Origin of the sequence: Neisseria sp. P0019.S003, assembly GCF_051957115.1 — a bacterium.
GTDB classification, from domain to species: Bacteria; Pseudomonadota; Gammaproteobacteria; order Burkholderiales; family Neisseriaceae; genus Neisseria; species Neisseria flavescens_D.
Map to the genome: position 1 here is coordinate 1 of NZ_JBQCWT010000058.1, position 484 is coordinate 484.

Genomic DNA, 484 nt, shown 5'->3' on the forward strand with positions numbered 1-484 from the left:
GTCCGAACGGTGGGTAACGTGGAGGATGAGCGGGGTGTGGCGGGTGAAATGGCGGATGGCGCTGAACAGGTTGCGCTGGTTTTCGGCTGGGTTGTGTTCGATAACGGCAACTTTGGTGTGGCGGTTGTGGCCGAAACGGTTGAGCCAGTCGGCAGAGGTGGTGGGGCTGAGCGGATAGTTGAGGCTGATGTGGCGTGAAATGCCCTGTCCCATTTTTTGCAGCATGAGGTTGATTTCGCTGCTGACGGAGGCGTGTCCGGTCAAAAGGGCGGTGTAGCCTGCCGGATGGTCGGGTTGAGAACTGATGTTGAGGCTTTGCGATGGAAGCTGCACGCCCGCGGGGCTGCACACGCTGATGTTGAGTTCGTTGCCGTGGTGTTTTTTGATGGCGGCTTCGGCGGTGTGCCATTCGTCGTCGGACAGGCTTTCCCAGTCTTGGATGAGGATGATGTGGCCGAACTGTTTTTTGCGGCAGGATTTGAAC

1 pseudogene is annotated in these 484 nt (G+C 58.1%); it reads right to left on the reverse strand.

Going from position 1 to position 484, the window contains the following annotated elements:
- Positions 1-484 (reverse strand): annotated as a pseudogene (locus ACTHTS_RS11065) (GNAT family N-acetyltransferase); the annotation flags it as partial.